Origin of the sequence: Lysinibacillus sp. NPDC093216, from assembly GCF_050280325.1 — a bacterium.
In the GTDB taxonomy this organism is placed as follows: domain Bacteria; phylum Bacillota; class Bacilli; order Bacillales_A; family Planococcaceae; genus Lysinibacillus.
The window spans coordinates 83,411-101,020 of the sequence record NZ_JBNNVB010000001.1 but is presented as its reverse complement, the minus strand read 5'-3'; the positions used below and the strand labels follow the sequence as shown (position 1 = coordinate 101,020).

Here is a 17,610-nt window from a genome sequence, read left to right as displayed (position 1 = left end):
AAGGAATTTATAAATTCAAAAAAAGCCCAAATCAGATATTTGGGCTTTTAAATTATGCAACAGTATAACTATGCTCGATTCAACCTCCGTAACGGTAAACGCCATTTCTTCATATATGAAAGTATTCTTAGTACTGTGATCACACCAAATAATACATATAAAAAGATATCCCCTGTAAAAAGTTGAAGTCCGATGATAAGCCCGGCTAATGCTGCCCAAACGCCATAGACTTCATCACGAAGAACTAACGGTTTACGTCTAGCTAATAAATCGCGAACAATTCCACCACCTGACCCTGTTAAGACAGCAGCTACAATAACGGCACTAATAGGCATGTCGAGCTTCACAGCATAAAGGGCACCTTGAATCGCAAATGCCGATAATCCGATAGCATCAGTGAAATTGCCCCAGCGATGCCAATGCTGAATGAGACGATGTGGAAATAAGAAAAAAATTGTAATGGCTGCAATGGCGATTTGAAACATCATATCTTGACCCCACAATGTTGTTACAGGTAAACCTATGAGTAGATTTCGTATAGCTCCACCGCCGAAAGCAGTTACGATACCGAGTATATAGACACCGAATAAATCGTATTCTTCCTCCATTGCAATTATTGCTCCAGAAATTGCGAAGGCAATTGTTCCAATGATACTAAAAACCTCCCAAGCCAACCCTTTCACCCCTTATGTGAATAAATCATTTCATGTTGTTGTAGATTAGTTACTAGAAAATATTAAAGTTACCTTTTTGTATCTAGAAGTTTTTGCAAAGAAAAGCATTGACTTTTGATTCGGAATTATCAGATATTAAATACCTTATTATAACAGAATTAAATAGATTTAGTTGGTCATTTAGCTTAGTGCCTAATGAAATTAGCAAGCTTTGCAGGCAAGCTCACAAATTGATAAGATAAGACTTGAACAAATGTGAAATGGAGAAGAACATAATGACTTTTACAACCAATTTATCAGAAGAAACACTAGCATTAGCTGCTAAAATAGAAGAAAAGGTACGCCCTTTTCATGCAAAGGTAGAAGACATGGCATTCTTCAATCAACAAAAAGTGCTTGCTGCGTTCCGAAAGCATCAAGTTAGTGATTATCATCTGCACCCGTCTAATGGTTATGGCTATGATGATGAGGGGCGTGACAATCTAGAACGAGTTTATGCAGAGGTCTTTGGAGCGGAGGCTGCCATTGTACGTCCGCAAATTATTTCTGGTACACATGCAATTACACTTAGCTTATTCGGAGTACTACGTCCAGGTGATGAATTACTTTATATTTCGGGTCAGCCGTATGATACATTGCAATCAATAGTTGATGGTGGCGATAAGGATACTGGCTCGTTAAAAGATTATAAAATCGGTTATAGCCATGTGGATTTAATCGATAATCAAGAGATCGATTGGGAAGGTGTTGCAGCTGCAATTACAGCAAACACAAAAATGATTGCTATCCAACGTTCGAAAGGCTATGCAACACGCCCATCCTTTACCATTTCGCAAATTACAGAAATGTGTGCAAAAATCCGTGAATTAGCACCAAATGCGGTTATTTTCGTTGATAATTGCTACGGTGAATTTGTTGAGGCACAGGAACCGACCGAGGTTGGGGCTGATTTAATAGCAGGCTCGCTCATTAAAAATCCTGGCGGAGGCTTAGCGAAAATTGGTGGTTACATTGCGGGGCGTGCAGATTTAGTAGAAAAATGTGCTTATCGAATGACATCACCAGGTATTGGTGCTGAAGCAGGAGCAACATTAAATACGCTTGGTGACTTCTATCAAGGATTTTTCCTTGCACCACATGTTGTATCTCAAGCGTTAAAAGGTGCCATTTTCACAGCTGCTATGCTAGGGGAAATTGGCATGAATACATCACCAAGCTATGATGCTAATCGTACAGATTTAATTCAATCGGTTTCTTTCCAAACCGCGGAACAAATGATTGCTTTTTGCCGTGAAATTCAAGCGAACTCACCAATTAATGCGCATTATGCACCAGAACCGGCGTATATGCCTGGCTATGAGGATGATGTCATCATGGCAGCTGGAACATTCATTCAAGGTTCAAGTATTGAGCTGACAGCAGACGGTCCTATTCGTCCGCCATTTACAGCATTTATTCAAGGTGGGTTAACATACGAGCACGTAAAATTTGCAATTTGTAGTGCTGTTCAAAAAATCCAAAAATAGGTAACGAAAAACTATTCAAAACTTCCATTTTGAATAGTTTTTTTATTGATGGACGAAAAGTTGAAGGTGACCTTTGTTAAAACGTATATTAGCAGAAATCACTCCTACGTTAGGATCATAAACTTAGTTTTTTTACAATTTTTCGTCAGTTCAAAAAAATTATTTTATCTCATGTTAGGAAACCTTACATGAGTGGTTGACAGTGTAAATTTTTCGTTATATTATTAGCAGGTATTGGAGGGGACTTAAATGAGTCGTGAAATTAGACGAACTATGCCGTTATTATCTATGAATATCGTAATGCAATTGACAGAGCTTTCGGCACGTCAGATTCGTTATTATGAAGAACACCATTTAATTGAGCCGCACCGAACAGAAGGCAACCGTCGAATGTTTTCATTAAATGACGTTGATACACTGCTGGAAATTAAAGATTATTTGGATCAGGGTATGAACATGGCGAAAATTAAAAAGCTGTTCGCTAAAAAGAATGAACCTGTTTCAACAGATGAACGTGATTTAAGTGACTCAGAATTACGTCACATCATGCGTGAAGAAGTGCGTCAAGCGCAGCGCATGCAAAAATCATCCATCCGACGTGGGGATTTATCTCGATTCTATTAATAAAAAGCAACATCATTCATTTCTTTATTAATAGAGTAGGGTAATAATAAAAAGCTAGACAATTTATAGGAGTGTGGAAAACTGTGGGTAAATACACTAAAGAGGACATTAAACGTCTAATCGAAGAAAAAAACGTAAGCTTTATACGTCTACAATTTACAGATATTCTTGGCACAATCAAAAACGTTGAGATTCCTGTAAGCCAACTAGACAAAGCACTAGAAAACAAAATGATGTTTGATGGCTCATCCATTGAAGGCTTCGTACGTATCGAAGAATCAGATATGTATTTATATCCTGATCTAGATTCTTTCGTAGTGTTCCCTTGGACTTCTGAAAAAGGGAAAGTAGCACGTTTCATCTGTGATGTATACACTGCTAAAGGCGAGCCATTTGCTGGTGACCCACGAAACAACTTAAAACGTATCCTTAAGAAAATGGAAGATATGGGATTCTCAAGCTTCAATTTAGGACCTGAGCCAGAATTCTTCTTATTTAAATTAGATGCAAAAGGTGAACCGACATTAGAAGTGAACGACCACGGTGGTTACTTCGACTTAGCACCAACTGATCTTGGCGAAAACTGCCGTCGTGATATCGTATTAGAGCTAGAAGAAATGGGCTTTGAAATTGAAGCGTCTCACCATGAGGTAGCTCCTGGACAACATGAAATCGACTTCAAATATGCAAACGCAATCACAGCTTGTGACAATATTCAAACGTTCAAATTAGTTGTTAAAACAATTGCACGTAAACACGGTCTACATGCTACATTCATGCCGAAGCCATTATTCGGTGAAGCGGGTTCTGGTATGCACTTTAATGTTTCGTTATTTAAAGGTAAAGAGAATGCATTCTACGATGAATCTACTGAATTAGGCCTTTCTGAAACAGCAATGCAATTCATGGCAGGTGTGCTTGGCCACGTTCAAGGCTTCACAGCTGTGACAAATCCAACAGTTAACTCTTATAAACGTCTTGTACCAGGTTATGAAGCGCCATGTTATGTAGCATGGTCAGCTCAAAACCGTTCACCACTTATCCGTATCCCATCAGCACGTGGTCTTTCAACTCGTGTAGAAGTACGCTCTGTGGACCCATCTGCTAATCCGTATTTAGCGATGGCTGTTATTTTAGAAGCTGGTCTTGAAGGGATCCGTCGAAACTTAACACCACCAGCTGCTATTAATCGAAACATCTACGTGATGTCTGATGAAGAGCGTAAAGCGAATGGTATCGCAAACTTACCACCAGCACTTGATGATGCTTTAGCATTACTTGCTAAAGATGAAGTAGCTCAAGCAGCTTTAGGTGAGCATATTTATGCAAACTTTAAAGAAGCAAAAGAAATCGAGTTTGACATGTATCGTACAACAGTACACCAATGGGAACGCGATCAATATTTAAAAATGTACTAAAAATATTAACCGAGTGCCTAGTATAGGTGCTCGGTTTTTCTTATGAAATTAAGAGATCGATAGTAAAGATAGAAATAGGTATTTTCATAGGAGTATGCTATAAAAAAATGAAGCGATGAGGTATTACTAACCTCATCGCATATTTTTTAATAGCCCATATGATGATGACCCATATGATGATGGCCCATGTGATGGTGCCCCATATGATGATGTCCCATATGATGATGTCCCATATGATGATGTCCCATATGATGATGTGGCATATGGCAAGGCTCAGGTGGCATCTCGCAAAGTGTATGAGTTTCGCAACATTCTTCCACTACACATTCAGTGCAAGGGAAATGATATTGATGATCAATTATATGTTTGTTAACTGTTGTAATATGTGCTGGTTGTACATGAGGTACGACCGTATGGATGTAATTAGTGCGTACATATTCCTCTGGTGGACAACAATGTGGTTGTTCAAATTGAGTTGGGCAATGCTGCGGTGGACAACAATGTGGACCTGCGTGATGATGATGATGATGCATACGTCTATGCATGGTAAAACCTCCTGTTTTGATAAGTTGTGGTTCATAATTAACATATGAGATGAAAGACAGTATGGTCTATTTGTATGCCTATTAAGGGCTAGTTAAATCTCTTAGGCAATCAAAATAGGTATGATTAATGGAGAGTTTCACCAAGCTTTAACTTCTCTCAGCGGATGTTTGGACACCTGCTGAGAGAAGTTAAAGCCTCCGGATGCAATTATGCAAGGCTTAATTGATCTTTGTCGAAAGATAATGATACTAAGAAGAAGTGTGGATAATTAGAAGAGAATTATAACAATAACAAATTTTTATGGATTGAATAAAAATGCATTTTGTTGTAGAATTAACCGATGTATTGTTGGTTTATGATATTTTATAGCTATGACTTAATGAATAGAGATTTTGCATTGCGGATGTTAATTATAAAAAAGTATGTTTGGGCATTCCTTTATTACTTTTTAGAGGGATGTTTTTTTATTTTATCCGTATTCTATCTTTATCTCGCATTAACGACAGTAATTGCTCTGTATCAAAAGCGAAGCGTCAGGTACAAGAATCCCGCATCGAAATTCAGCGAAAGTAAAGAATATAGGTGGGAGATTAACGGCTCGTAAATGCCTGAGAGGTAAAGACTAATGTTCAGTGAGGAATAAGAAATTCCCGCTGATTAAAGTATAGATATACATTTCTTGGCGGATGTCACGGAATCGGAAAGGAGTTCACATAGGATGTTAGCCTAAGATCATCGCATCCATGCGATAACGGCTAACTGACCTGTGTCACGCAGGCCTAAGCACAAAGCCGATTCCGGACGCAATTATGCCGAGGCATAATTGATCAGTCCATAACTAACAAGCTTGATGTATAAAACTTCGAAAAAACCTAGAGAAATGAGGCTTTAAATGATGAAAAAATATCCTTTTTCTACATACTTTTTCTTCATAATTCCGTCTCTTATTGGTGTCCTGTTATTTATGACACCAGTCTTAACGGAAGATGGATGGAAAGTTCCAATTGCTATTTTAGCAAATTTACTAGCAGGTTTTGTTGCTCCGGTTATTAGTTATTTTACTATAATTATATTCGCGATTTCGGCAATTGGTTCACTTATTGCCAAATTTATTCCACGAAATAATTCAAAAGAGCCTAGTATTTTAGATACATTATTTTATGTAAATTGGTTTTGGACAATTATAAGAGTCATTGGTTTAGTATTTGCTTCAATGGTTGTCTTTGATTTTGGACCATCGGCGATTAATAATGAAAATACTGGTGGATTATTAATGAACCCAGACGATGGTTTAGTAACATTTTTATTCACGATTTTCTTATTTGCAGGCATTCTATTACCGTTTTTAACAAACTTCGGCCTGCTTGAATTTTTCGGAACGATGATGGTAAAAATCATGCGTCCTCTCTTTAAAAGCCCTGGTCGCTCATCGGTTGATGCACTTACATCGTGGGTTGGAGATGGAACAATTGGTGTTCTTATGACGAGTAAGCAATATGAAATGGGGAACTACACGAAAAAAGAGTCTGCTATTATTGCAACGAGCTTCTCGGTAGTATCCATCACATTCTGTATCGTAGTGTTAGATACAGTGCATTTGTCACGCTATTTTATTCCATATTACTTAACGGTTGTCCTTTGTGGTCTTGTGTTAGCGATAGTAATGCCACGAATTTTCCCACTTTCTAACAAAGAAGATACTTATATCGACGGTACACCAGTAGATCCATCGCGTGAGGAATTACCAGAAGGCTATAATTCTGTGTCACATGGCTTAGAAAATGCTTTAGCCGTTGCGCATGCAAATCGTGACCCACGTCAATTTTTGAAAGATGGAATTAGAAATGTTTTGGATTTATGGGTTGGTGTAGCACCGGTTGTTATGGCTTTTGGTACGATTGCTTTAATGCTTGCTGAATTCACGAATGTTTTTGCATTTTTAGGAAAGCCGTTTGAACCTATTTTAACAGTGCTTGGTTTACCAGAAGCAGCTGAGGCAGCACAAACGATGGTTGTTGGCTTTGCTGACATGTTCCTACCTTCAATTTTAGGGGCAGGGATTGAAGCTGACACTACACGATTTGTAATTGCTGTCGTTTCTGTGACACAGCTTATTTATATGTCTGAAGTCGGTGGACTTATTTTAGGTACAAAGATTCCACTTAAATTTTTAGATCTAATTGTAATTTTCTTAATACGTACGATTATTTCACTACCAATCGCAGCATTAGTTGCACATATACTCTTTTAGACTAAAAAGGCAATTGTTCGAATTTACTAACGCGAACAATTGCTTTTTTCTTTATCTAAATGCGTGTTAAAAGAATAAATTGAACAGAAAACAACTTGACACATAATTTCATTGAGTTGGGAAAAACTACACTTAAAGTGACACTGAGGTGATAAAATGGACAGAATTTTTTCTCTCTGCTTAAATTCCTGTTATTTATTATTTTCTCAACCAAGTGATGCCTATATCAATGATTCGCTCAGTTCTTATGAAGAAATTTATCCTGAAATAGGCTATAAAACGGTTGAAGCAGCTGCCTCCGATTTTGAACGGCACTATCATCAAGGGCTAAAGCTACCACTTCGAGTACCTTCTATTAGTTTTACACATCATTTTGGTCGTTTTAATGATCTTGATGGTGACATGAACGATTTTTTTGAAGCAACATTTATTAATCATCAACTTCCTGAGCATCATTATAAAATAACGGTTCGACCTATTCAGTTTAAGTATCCATCTAAAAAAGAAAATATAGTAAAGACATACAAGTTGAAAAACGGAACGACTTCAAATTATATGGAAATTTCAGGTTTCAATGTACTTGCATTTGAAAGAGAAGATTGGCATTATATGCTGTGGATTGATAAGAGGGTTTCAAATAAGGTAACACCTGAAGTTTTAGTTGACATAGCCAATTCTATTGACTACACAACGCAAGAGGATGAACAGGGTTAATATAAAAATGCCAAGTCCTTTACTTCAAAATGTGATTTTACTCAGTAAACTTAAAAACATCGAAAAAGCATTGGGTATTGATTTCCCAATGCTTTTTATTTGGTGTTACAGATTATATAAAATTAGGCGATACTTTTTAATGGTATTTGACAAAAACATCTAGCAATAAGGCCTTCTCCTACCTGTTAAGTCAAATGCTCATACTTTTTATATACCATACACTTTTTCATCTATAATTTGATAATCATAGCCTTTGAGAGGTATTTTTGAATTAATATGAATGATTACTCCAAATATTAGGGAGATTAACCCCCATATTAAACAAATAAAGTGTACGTATACACTTGGGATGGAATAGATGAACGCCATACTGAGGCACACACCCACCATCACCATAATGAAATATAGATACTCTAGATGAACCCAACAAAGAATGATTAAATGTGTGGCGTTAATAATGCAAAGGATTGGCAATATCTTTGTCGAATCTAATTGATTAACTAATAACAGTACTGGAAAACAACAAACAGTTATCGCTGAAGCAAATCCGACCAATGATGTATACTGGCTTGGATTTGCTTTCATTTTCAACAATTTATAAAATAGGCTTCCTATTATCGGGACTAATAAACCACCCCATATGTAAACCTTGGTCAATAAAGTTTCATCAAGAACGTAAGTTAATACAAATGCCAACAGCCAATATATAGAACCAGCTATGAGCATAAAACCACCGCCGCGATATTGCTGTATAAAATCGAACCTATCCCTATGAACCATAACATTATTAGGTACAAATGGTATCCTCATATTATTGTCTCCTTCTTAAAGTAATATAAATTCTCATAGTATAACAGCTTATAAACAGCATTCCGAAATGCTTCTAGAATTATGCTGCTGGATTGACCGAAGCATTTCGAATCGCCATTGTTATGATTGAGTAAAGTAATACACTAAAAATTAATAAACTACTTAATAAAGTAAAGGTAGATATATTTGATAGTAGGTCAAACAAAGAAGAATACAACTTGAAGATAATTGTAACAATTGGAATTAAGACTAGTAACCCGATAAAACTGTATCCACCAACAGTTCCTAATCGATAAAAGACAACATTCAATAAAAGGCCAGCTGTAAGGAAGAAGAGCAGTAAAACAGTATCCAATGCCATCGTTTGTAAAAATGATGGGGAATTATTAAAAAATAAAATAGGATGAATAATGAATATGTTAGAAACGAAAGTAATTATTTTTTGTGTACAACCAATTATGAAGGCACCTACTAAGCTCCAGCAGATGAAAAAGAGCCCCACATTGAACATAAATTGCAAGCGACATAAACCAAGCCTTAAAAAATAAGACAAGGTTTTATTTAGTAACTTTGCTGCCATGACACTGGAAAAGATATAAACAGGTATAGAAATCATGATGGAAAAAGAATAATTATGAAGTTCAAAAAAAGTATCTATGAAAAGCGAAAATAGGACGATTGAAAATAAAATGCACCAAAAAGTTATAATTTGTTTTTTATAGCTTTGAAATAATACATACAAACTACCCTTTACTGTATTCATTTAATAGCCCTCGCTTTCTGCTGTTTACTTAAATACACCAACATATCCTGTAATGAAACACGTTCAAGCATAATATTCTGTCCTTCAATGGATTGACCATCAGCGAAGACAATTGCAGTTAGCTCCTGCATAAATGTATGTTTGTAAATAACTTCTAGACCACGTATTGCTTGCTCGACATCAGAAGCACTACCTTTTACTGCAACAATATGCTCATGCCATTGTTCCGATGTTTTCTGAAGCAGTAATTGTCCTTCGTGTAAAATAAGTATTTCTTCAAATAGCCCACTTGCCTCATCAATTAAATGTGTAGACAAAATAAAAAGTCTTGGATTTTCGGTTTGTTGTTCAATCAATAAATCATAAAAAGTATTTCGAGCAGCAACATCAAGTCCGATATAAGGCTCATCGAAGATTGTAATACCTGCATTACTAGCAAAACCTGTAATAATACCTAACGCAGACACCATTCCTTTTGATAAACTGCGAACCTTATCTTTTGGATTAAGAGCAAAAACTTCTAGTAGCTCCATTGCAAGATTCCCATCCCATTTTGGATAAAAGAAGCTATTCGCCTTTAACGTTTGTGCAATGCTCATTTCCTCTTGAAAGTTTTCACTCTCTGCAACAAAACAAATATCACGTAGAGTTAAAGGTACATTAAATACATTTTCTCCATTGACAGTGATGTTCCCGTTAGTTGTAGCAATAAGTCCTGATAATAAATTTAAGAATGTAGTTTTGCCAGCGCCATTATGGCCCAAAAACCCAATGATTTTAGGTCCTTCAATTGTAAAAGAGATATTTTTTAAAGCTTCCTTATGTCTATATGATTTACTAACATTTCTCACTTCAATTTTCATACGTTAACCCCTTTGTAACATATTTTGTAATTCTACATCTGAAATACCTAATCTTATTGCTTCTTTCTTCAATGGCTCTATATGTTGATTAAAAAAATTTTCCCTACGCTCCGCAATTAATATTCCGCGGGCGTCAGTACTAACAAACATGCCGACGCCTCGTTTTTTATAAATTACGCCTTTGTCCACTAATTCGTTCACGCCCTTTCCAGCTGTTGCGGGATTAATTTGATATTCCTTTGCAAACTCATTTGTAGATGGAATGCGATCTTCTGGTTGTAGGTGTCCATCTAAAATCCTATCCTCTATTCGTTCGCGTATTTGCTGGAAAATGGGCTTTTCGCTATTTAAAGAGTGAATTACAATCCACCTCCTTGTGTTAACTGGTTAATTACTTATGTAACTAACCATATAACGATAGGATATTTTTGTCAATGCCAAATTATGAAAAATTTAGTTGACGGAATGCATTTATTAAGTTAATATTACTAGCGAATAAGAAAGAGGTTCATAGCGCATACCCTCTATAAAAAACTATGGATGACGTCATTTACGCCATATCCCAAAAATGCGGATATGGCGTTTTTTTTTATTAGATTTAATGCGTAATGGACTTCTCACAACTTGAGGAGGCATTTTTATGGCAGGAAGAAATGAAGAACAAGGATTACAGGATTTAACCCTACTTGGTAACCAAAACACAAAGTATTTATTTGAATACTCTCCGGAGATACTTGAGGCAGTTGACAATTTACATACGAAAAATGATTTCTTTGTGAAATTTAATTGCCCAGAATTCACGAGCCTATGTCCTATGACAGGGCAGCCTGACTTTGCGACAATGTATATATCCTTTATTCCAGATAAAAAGCTAGTAGAGAGTAAATCTTTAAAGCTCTATTTATTTAGCTTCCGTAATCACGGGGATTTCCATGAGGATTGTGTTAACATCATCATGAATGATTTAATTAAGCTGATCGAGCCACGCTATATTGAAGTATGGGGCAAGTTTACGCCACGTGGTGGCCTATCCATTGATCCATGGTGTAACTATGGTCGCCCGGGCACAAAATATGAAAAAATGGCGGAGCATCGTTTGATGAACCACGATCTGTATCCTGAAAAGGTGGACAATCGTTGATGCTTTACTATTTAAACGGATTGTTTGTAGGTTTTTTAATTTTAGCAAATGTTTTAGCTGTTAAAGTGTTTAGTATAGGCGAATGGATAATGCTTCCCGCAGCAGCGATTTTAATTATTTTTACGTATCCTCTTATTGATGTAATTTGTGAAGTATATGGCAAGGAAGCGGGCGGTCGCACGGTAAGAACAGGGCTTATGGCACAGGTGTTTGCGGCATGCTTTATCGCGATTGCCATTGCACTACCACCTGCAGAAGCCTTTGGTCATCAACAGGAGTTTGAGACAATTCTCGGCGGCAGTATGCGCGTCATTATTGCAAGTCTTGTAGCCTATACGGTCAGTGTTAATTTGGATGTAGTGATATTTAATAAATTTAAGGAAAAGCATGGAAGCGGTAAGCTTTGGCTTCGAAACAATGCTTCTACGATGTTAAGCCAACTCATCGATACGGCATTATTTATTACGATAGCCTTTTATGGAATAATGCCAATTAAAGTGTTACTGACATTATTTATAACACAGTATTTGTTTAAATTTTTTGCGTCCATTGTAGCAACTCCACTTGTTTATGGGCTAGTTTTCGTTGCGCGAAGATTTGATAAACGTAAAGGCTTTGAACCATCTCATTATTGAGATGATTCAAAGTGATGAAAAACAAAAATGGGGATATAAGAAGTGTTGTGTCGTTTACCTTCGCAACTCTCTGCTTTAGCAATAACAACGCCCAGTCGGAACGGAAATTAACCCCTAGTTTGCCGAAGAGCTATACTTAATTTCATTAACATAATAGATTTTCAACAACTAGAAGCCATCTCATACCTGAGATGGCTTTTTAGTGTGTGCTTTGCGAAAACTAGCGTTGCAAATTTGTGCTTCATAATATTTGTGGAATAAGAATCCCTCTTATTCTACGTTTATAGCTCCATTTTTGCATATGTGCAGTAATGCGGCGGAGCATATACTGTGTATGAGAAGGGAGGAGGTGAGTATATATGAAAATTAACTGGATGATCCGTTTTCAGCATAAACCATTTTTACTTGCGCTATTTTCGTTGATTTTATTACTCGCACAGCAAGTAGCAGCTATTTTTGGCTACGATTTAACGAGTGCAATGAGTGATCAGGCAATGACCATCTTAAATATCGTATTATCAATTTTCGTTTTATTAGGAGTTGTTGTAGATCCAACAACGCGGGGAACCAGTGATAGTCAACGTGCTTTAATGTATCGAAGACCTAGATAAATAGGAGAGTAAAAATAAATCAAAAGTGTAATTTTACAATAAGGATAAATATGTTATAATGTTAAAAAATTGATAATGCAGGGAGGATGATTGAATGTCGCTTGAAATGGAGCGGAGGGTTGCCATGCTCGAGCAGGAAATGATGGATCTACGGCAGGAATTAGAGGGCTTGAAGCGTGAGCAATCTGTTGCTAAAACAAGTGCATTGAACGCCAGAAAGTCCATTATTGAACAATCTACGCCAAAACTAGCGCAAAACCCAAAGCCAAATTCAAACTTGGAACCAAAGCCAAAAACAATGCCAGCTCCAGAAAAAAAGATGGAGCCACAGCGAACGTTGGAAGAGCGTATTATGTGGGCACTTCCAAAAGTATTTATGGTAATTTTAGTGATGGGGGTGCTTTGGGGTCTTAAGCTTGTGAGTGATTATGGCTATTTATCGAATGAGGTTAAAATCATCCTCGCCTACGCATTATCGCTTGCTTTAGCAGCAACAGCTTATGTGTTGGAGCATAAAAAAATAGGATCCTCAGCCATCACAATATCTTTATACGGTGGGGCGTTTATTGTTGGAATATTAACAACAGCCGCTAGTGCAATATTGTATGAAATCATCGGTTTAACGATGGCACTTGTTATTGCCGTCGTTTATATCGGCTACGGTATTGCTATTAGCTATTTAAAGAAAAACGAAGTACTAACAATATTTGTAGCGTTTACCTCGTTATTACTACCTTATTTACTAGAATATATGGATTTTAGTCCTATAATTATTTTAATCTATGTGGTTGTCCTATTTACGATGCTGCAATTTGTCATTCATCAACACAAGCAGAAATTGGCTCTCTATATAGCAACCTTTTTCTCAGTGCTAGCGGTCAGCATTATAGCGTTTATGAATCATGACAATCGAGCTGTTTTTGCAATAGGTTTCCTAGTTGTTTTATCTATTTTTTACACGAGTTGGTGCCGTTTATATAATGCAGAGTCTAAATTGAAATATATTCATGTTGGACTTCAATTTAGCCTAGGAGCCTTTAGTTTATTGCTCTTGAACTTTATCATTAGTCCTATTGAATATAGTGAAGCACTATTACTCATATTAGTTTTCTTGTTTGCAGCTTTAGCGGGTTATGGCTATAAGCAAAAATGGCAGGAGGCATTTGATAGTGCCGTAACACTCGCATTTATTACACTATGTAATACGTTACTAGTTATGAATTTCCCGGAGAAAGTGGATCATTTGCTCATCCCGTTCATTACCTTTGCGGGCGTAATGATGAGTTTACGTTTACGAGCTAGTATGATGAAGGTTGTCAGCTCATTTTTATTTATGGTTACACTCGCTTTAAGCTTTATAATTCATGAGCCAACACCATTCTTCAGCATAGACCATGTTAGCTTGATCATGCCAGGAATATATCTCCTGATTATTTATCTATATGCAAGACGTCCAAAGGAGACACAGACTGCATTTGAAAAGGTAATGAAGGAACTATATGTGATTGATTTTTTAGCAGTAATAACGACTGGTTATTTCTTAGCTTATATCGGAAAGCTGGATGGAACGTACTTTGCAGGTGCTGGTAATATTCCGCATCTAATGTGTATAATCCTCGCTTTACTTTTCGCGGGATCACTTTTAGTACCAACAAAATACAAAGGGCGCGCATTAACGCCAGTCCTTAGTGTATTTTTCATTCTCTTCACAATAATGCTTGAAATGATTCCGTACAATATGCAAGGTGTCGAGTGGTTAAATATAGTGACAAGAATTGTGTATATTGCTGTTATCGTAGCAATTATGATCGATTTACTGATGAAAGGGCGCATTTATCAAAGCTATCAAGAGCAAATAGAGAAACTTCTTGATCCAATTGTAAGTGCAGGTGTGGTGCTTACGATGATATCTGTTTGGGGTCTCATATCCCAGCTTTCCTACAACAGTTTGCTTGATTGGAAGCTAAGCATTGCCTTCTCAACGATTACATTATTCTTGACAGCAAGTATCTCGCTTTGGCTTAGCAACGTGCGCAACTTACGAACATTACGCGTAACAGGTTTTATCATCTTAGTTATTGCGTTTATTAAGCTTATATTCTTTGATTTGTCCGCGCTAGACTTACTAATTCGAGCTGTCCTGTTTATTACAATTGGTGGGATTGGGTTGCTGTTGTCGGGTAGGTTGTTGAGGAAATGAATAAATTATTTAGACACTAAGTATGTTTTCACAAAAAACGTTTACCTTAATTTGGGGTAAACGTTTTTTTACATCGTATTGCTTTTTATTGTAATTTAAACGTAGTTCGCCTTACATATTATTAGGAATGGAAAATTTTGAAAAAAATATATACTCATATGAAGAAGTGGTCTTGTAAATATTGTTTATATATGGAATAGTGTAATTATCATAAAATAGTATTTAATTAAATAACTAGGAAACTTTAGTTACTGTAAGCACTGTTATTATAGTGTTTAAGACTAATAGACTTTTATTGATATCTTATATTAATAAAAGTATTATCGGCAGAAGGAGGGCGGAAATGAAGCGTAAAAATAGAGAATTATTTAACAGTCAAGGGGGATTCTCTTTAATTGAGGTTATTGCTTCTTTAGTTATAATAACTATCATCTTATTATCCTTTTTTGGCTTACTCATTCAATCGAATAAAACAGGAAAAAGCTCTGAACAAATTATTGATGCAACCTATTTAGCGCAAAAGGAAATGGAGAAAATGTATAACTACTTCAAATCCACCAAAATCGAAACTTGGGAATCTGATTTTCCATACGAAAAGGATGAAGAGAAATCGAGCGGTAATACCACTCAGTATAAAGTGACACCCGTAAATGCTAAAAATAAGGAAATCATAATAGTGAAAGCTGAAGATATGTCGCCGGAAAAAACAGTTAGGATTACTATCGAAGTCTATGATTCAAGAGGGAAGATATTAAAAGCAAAAGTGCAAAATATCTTTAGCTTATAAGGAAAGAGGTAGTGCGTATGTCTAAATTTCATAATGAGAGAGGCGTGACCTTACTAGAAGTTTTGGCTGTTACCATAATAGTTACGCTCGTTTCTATTGTTCTAATGTCGATCTTAACGAATGGCATGAATACTAGCGATAAACAAATGAAATCGAGTGTACAATTATCTGATGCAACCTATATTTTGAAAGTTGTCACTAAAGATACTCGTAAGTCTACAGAAATTATTACGAAAGACTTTGATGATTGTACAGAATATATATTAACAAATAATCAAAATAATCAAAAATATAACTACGTATTCCATCGAAATAATCAGACAATTGCAAGGGATGATGAAATAATTGCAGTGAATGTACTTGATTTTAAAATTAAAGATAAACGGAGTCATATAATTATTGATATTACAACGCCAAATAATAAGCCCTTTTCATCAACTATATATTTCAGAGGAGGTAGCTAGATGTTTAAATATCTAAAACAAGAAAATGGGTATTCGTTACTTTTAGCAATTTTGGCAATTGCTTTACTATCAGTTCTTGGAATTATGCTTTTAACACTTACTGCAAATTCATTAAAGATTTCTACTAGTGAGCGAGATGACCAATCTGTATTTTTCATTGCAGAAGGTGGTTTAAACAGTACAAAAAGCAAAGTAGAACAATTAGCTAAAATTACATATGATCAAAATAGAAAGGATTTCAATAAGCTACCTCTTGATAAAAGAAAGCCGGAAAAATTTAAGTTAGATTTTATTGATGCATTTGAAAGTAGCTTAAAAAAAATCTTTGAAGAGAATACTCAATCAACATATACTGCTACAGTCACCTTTGATGAACAATTTAAAGAAAAACCTATTGCGAATGTAACAATTGTTCAAGAAAATACAGAACCTTTGCAATATAAAATAACATCTGTTGGTTATATTGGAAAGAAAACAAGAACCGTAGTGCAAACAATTACATTTAATTTAGGAAGTGGAACGGAAACTGGCCCTACTTTTTCAAATGCCGCTGCTATCCACGCTATTGAAAACATCGAACTTGGGGGCGGTAAGTTTAATGGGGATGTTGTATCTGAAAGTGGGAATATTGATATTACACAAGATGAAACAAAAATTAATGGAAAAATTGGAACAACTTCAGATAAGTTTTCAAAACCAGACTGGATCAATATTACAAATGAGATTATAGGGAATGTTGCATTTCCTGAAGATATATTACTACCTTTCCCAGATAATCAATTTACTAATTTAAGCACAAGACCCTATACGAATTCAATACAAGTTACAATCGATGGGGAGCAAAGACAACTCTCATTAGATAAAAATTCAATTAAGATTGATGGGGATAGAAAGATAAATGGTACTCCAAATTTCAGTGGTATTCTTCCGATTTCTCAGGATATGTACGTAAAGACGCTTATGGTTGCTTCGAATAATACATTAACGATTGATGTCGGTAATTCAGACAAAAATTTATTTATAGATAACTTTGACTTCTCTCAAGGTCATTTAAATATTATAGGAAGTGGTAAATTAACTTTGTACATAAAGAATGCTTTTGATTTAGAGGGGGATTCAAGTATGAATAATACAGGGGACATAGGCCAATTAAGTATATATTATGCAGGCACTTCGTCGATGAATTTTACTGGTAATACAAGAACAAAAGCCTCTATATATGCTAAATCAGCCAATATAGAAATTGATGGTTCTGGTAGTGTACAAGGAAATATATATGCAGGTGGAACAAATATCACTATTGAAGGAGGGTCTTATAATCACAACTTATATATATATGCCCCTAACGCAAGAGTCTTATTGGGGGGATCAGGAACAGTTATAGGCGGAATAATGGCTCATACAGTAAAGACTAGTGGAGATCCAGCTGTTACTTACAAACAGAAAACGATTGAAGATACAATATCAAATGGTGGCTTAATTTTTGAAGAAAATCACAATTTAACAATTTCTAATGGTATGCTTGAAGTAGACTAAATATCACGTATAAATAAACGCGCATTAAGCCTAACTGTATAGCTTTT

18 protein-coding genes are annotated in these 17,610 nt (G+C 35.9%); 12 read left to right on the top strand and 6 right to left on the bottom strand.

What is annotated here, in order from left to right; translation table 11 throughout:
• Positions 1 to 68 precede the first annotated feature (68 nt).
• Positions 69 to 674: a trimeric intracellular cation channel family protein gene (locus ACQKOG_RS00545; RefSeq protein WP_427444354.1), complete on the bottom strand. Its 606-nt coding sequence runs from the start codon at positions 672 to 674 to the stop codon at positions 69 to 71.
• A gap of 275 nt (positions 675 to 949) precedes the next feature.
• Here ACQKOG_RS00545 and ACQKOG_RS00540 point away from each other — a divergent pair, with 275 nt between their 5' ends.
• From ACQKOG_RS00540 to glnA, 3 genes are all read left to right on the top strand, one after another.
• Entirely contained in the window at positions 950 to 2,200 is a 1,251-nt protein-coding gene (locus tag ACQKOG_RS00540) for an aminotransferase class I/II-fold pyridoxal phosphate-dependent enzyme (protein WP_370075107.1), read from the top strand.
• Between the two features lie 249 nt (positions 2,201 to 2,449).
• Positions 2,450 to 2,824 (top strand): MerR family transcriptional regulator, encoded by a 375-nt coding sequence (locus tag ACQKOG_RS00535; RefSeq protein ID WP_370042727.1) that lies wholly within the window; start codon positions 2,450 to 2,452, stop codon positions 2,822 to 2,824.
• An 83-nt stretch (positions 2,825 to 2,907) separates the two neighbouring features.
• Positions 2,908 to 4,242: a type I glutamate--ammonia ligase gene (gene glnA / locus ACQKOG_RS00530; protein ID WP_370075106.1), complete on the top strand. Its 1,335-nt coding sequence runs from the start codon at positions 2,908 to 2,910 to the stop codon at positions 4,240 to 4,242.
• A 146-nt stretch (positions 4,243 to 4,388) separates the two neighbouring features.
• Here glnA and ACQKOG_RS00525 read toward each other — a convergent pair whose 3' ends face one another.
• The gene (locus tag ACQKOG_RS00525; protein WP_427444343.1) at positions 4,389 to 4,787 is read right to left on the bottom strand and encodes a CotD family spore coat protein; all 399 of its coding nucleotides are present in this window, start codon (positions 4,785 to 4,787) and stop codon (positions 4,389 to 4,391) included.
• Positions 4,788 to 5,683: 896 nt separating this feature from the next.
• Between ACQKOG_RS00525 and ACQKOG_RS00520 the strand changes: the two genes are divergently transcribed.
• Both ACQKOG_RS00520 and ACQKOG_RS00515 read left to right on the top strand, forming a co-directional pair.
• Positions 5,684 to 7,039: a YjiH family protein gene (locus ACQKOG_RS00520; protein ID WP_427444823.1), complete on the top strand. Its 1,356-nt coding sequence runs from the start codon at positions 5,684 to 5,686 to the stop codon at positions 7,037 to 7,039.
• A 156-nt stretch (positions 7,040 to 7,195) separates the two neighbouring features.
• Positions 7,196 to 7,753 (top strand): hypothetical protein, encoded by a 558-nt coding sequence (locus ACQKOG_RS00515; protein WP_427444340.1) that lies wholly within the window; start codon positions 7,196 to 7,198, stop codon positions 7,751 to 7,753.
• 207 nt (positions 7,754 to 7,960) lie between these two features.
• Here ACQKOG_RS00515 and ACQKOG_RS00510 read toward each other — a convergent pair whose 3' ends face one another.
• The 4 genes from ACQKOG_RS00510 to ACQKOG_RS00495 form a co-directional block, all read right to left on the bottom strand.
• Positions 7,961 to 8,563, bottom strand: coding sequence for a DUF7010 family protein (locus ACQKOG_RS00510; RefSeq protein ID WP_427444337.1), 603 nt, complete (start codon positions 8,561 to 8,563; stop codon positions 7,961 to 7,963).
• Positions 8,564 to 8,642: 79 nt separating this feature from the next.
• Positions 8,643 to 9,326, bottom strand: coding sequence for a hypothetical protein (locus ACQKOG_RS00505; RefSeq protein ID WP_427444334.1), 684 nt, complete (start codon positions 9,324 to 9,326; stop codon positions 8,643 to 8,645).
• Entirely contained in the window at positions 9,323 to 10,189 is an 867-nt protein-coding gene (locus ACQKOG_RS00500) for an ABC transporter ATP-binding protein (protein WP_427444331.1), read from the bottom strand. The genes ACQKOG_RS00505 and ACQKOG_RS00500 overlap by 4 nt, the downstream gene beginning before the upstream one ends.
• A 3-nt stretch (positions 10,190 to 10,192) precedes the next feature.
• Positions 10,193 to 10,510, bottom strand: coding sequence for a GntR family transcriptional regulator (locus ACQKOG_RS00495; RefSeq protein ID WP_427444820.1), 318 nt, complete (start codon positions 10,508 to 10,510; stop codon positions 10,193 to 10,195).
• Between the two features lie 319 nt (positions 10,511 to 10,829).
• Between ACQKOG_RS00495 and queF the strand changes: the two genes are divergently transcribed.
• From queF to ACQKOG_RS00460, 7 genes are all read left to right on the top strand, one after another.
• Positions 10,830 to 11,330 (top strand): preQ(1) synthase, encoded by a 501-nt coding sequence (gene queF / locus ACQKOG_RS00490; RefSeq protein ID WP_370075100.1) that lies wholly within the window; start codon positions 10,830 to 10,832, stop codon positions 11,328 to 11,330.
• On the top strand, positions 11,330 to 11,965 hold the full coding sequence (locus ACQKOG_RS00485; RefSeq protein WP_370075337.1) for a queuosine precursor transporter: 636 nt from the start codon (positions 11,330 to 11,332) through the stop codon (positions 11,963 to 11,965). Before queF ends, ACQKOG_RS00485 begins: the two co-directional genes overlap by 1 nt.
• A 359-nt stretch (positions 11,966 to 12,324) precedes the next feature.
• The gene (locus ACQKOG_RS00480; protein ID WP_427444327.1) at positions 12,325 to 12,576 is read left to right on the top strand and encodes a phage holin; all 252 of its coding nucleotides are present in this window, start codon (positions 12,325 to 12,327) and stop codon (positions 12,574 to 12,576) included.
• A gap of 94 nt (positions 12,577 to 12,670) precedes the next feature.
• Positions 12,671 to 14,776 (top strand): DUF2339 domain-containing protein, encoded by a 2,106-nt coding sequence (locus ACQKOG_RS00475; protein ID WP_427444324.1) that lies wholly within the window; start codon positions 12,671 to 12,673, stop codon positions 14,774 to 14,776.
• Positions 14,777 to 15,119: 343 nt separating this feature from the next.
• On the top strand, positions 15,120 to 15,563 hold the full coding sequence (locus ACQKOG_RS00470) for a type IV pilus modification PilV family protein (RefSeq protein WP_427444321.1): 444 nt from the start codon (positions 15,120 to 15,122) through the stop codon (positions 15,561 to 15,563).
• 44 nt (positions 15,564 to 15,607) lie between these two features.
• Positions 15,608 to 16,027 carry a hypothetical protein gene (locus tag ACQKOG_RS00465; protein WP_370075096.1) on the top strand — a complete coding sequence of 140 codons (420 nt, stop codon included), beginning with the start codon at positions 15,608 to 15,610 and terminating at the stop codon, positions 16,025 to 16,027.
• Positions 16,028 to 17,563, top strand: coding sequence for a DUF7305 domain-containing protein (locus ACQKOG_RS00460; protein WP_427444318.1), 1,536 nt, complete (start codon positions 16,028 to 16,030; stop codon positions 17,561 to 17,563).
• The last annotated feature ends 47 nt before the right edge of the window (positions 17,564 to 17,610 follow it).

Excerpts from the sequence above, each read along its gene's own strand:
- ACQKOG_RS00525 (WP_427444343.1), bottom strand. The coding sequence starts at position 4,787 with ATGCATAGACGTATGCATCATCATCATCATCACGCAGGTCCACATTGT.
- ACQKOG_RS00480 (WP_427444327.1), top strand. The coding sequence starts at position 12,325 with ATGAAAATTAACTGGATGATCCGTTTTCAGCATAAACCATTTTTACTT.
- ACQKOG_RS00510 (WP_427444337.1), bottom strand. The coding sequence starts at position 8,563 with ATGAGGATACCATTTGTACCTAATAATGTTATGGTTCATAGGGATAGG.
- ACQKOG_RS00520 (WP_427444823.1), top strand. The coding sequence starts at position 5,684 with ATGAAAAAATATCCTTTTTCTACATACTTTTTCTTCATAATTCCGTCT.
- ACQKOG_RS00485 (WP_370075337.1), top strand. The coding sequence starts at position 11,330 with ATGCTTTACTATTTAAACGGATTGTTTGTAGGTTTTTTAATTTTAGCA.
- ACQKOG_RS00515 (WP_427444340.1), top strand. The coding sequence starts at position 7,196 with ATGGACAGAATTTTTTCTCTCTGCTTAAATTCCTGTTATTTATTATTT.
- queF (WP_370075100.1), top strand. The coding sequence starts at position 10,830 with ATGGCAGGAAGAAATGAAGAACAAGGATTACAGGATTTAACCCTACTT.
- ACQKOG_RS00475 (WP_427444324.1), top strand. The coding sequence starts at position 12,671 with ATGTCGCTTGAAATGGAGCGGAGGGTTGCCATGCTCGAGCAGGAAATG.
- ACQKOG_RS00500 (WP_427444331.1), bottom strand. The coding sequence starts at position 10,189 with ATGAAAATTGAAGTGAGAAATGTTAGTAAATCATATAGACATAAGGAA.
- ACQKOG_RS00505 (WP_427444334.1), bottom strand. The coding sequence starts at position 9,326 with ATGAATACAGTAAAGGGTAGTTTGTATGTATTATTTCAAAGCTATAAA.
- ACQKOG_RS00460 (WP_427444318.1), top strand. The coding sequence starts at position 16,028 with ATGTTTAAATATCTAAAACAAGAAAATGGGTATTCGTTACTTTTAGCA.
- ACQKOG_RS00470 (WP_427444321.1), top strand. The coding sequence starts at position 15,120 with ATGAAGCGTAAAAATAGAGAATTATTTAACAGTCAAGGGGGATTCTCT.
- ACQKOG_RS00540 (WP_370075107.1), top strand. The coding sequence starts at position 950 with ATGACTTTTACAACCAATTTATCAGAAGAAACACTAGCATTAGCTGCT.
- ACQKOG_RS00535 (WP_370042727.1), top strand. The coding sequence starts at position 2,450 with ATGAGTCGTGAAATTAGACGAACTATGCCGTTATTATCTATGAATATC.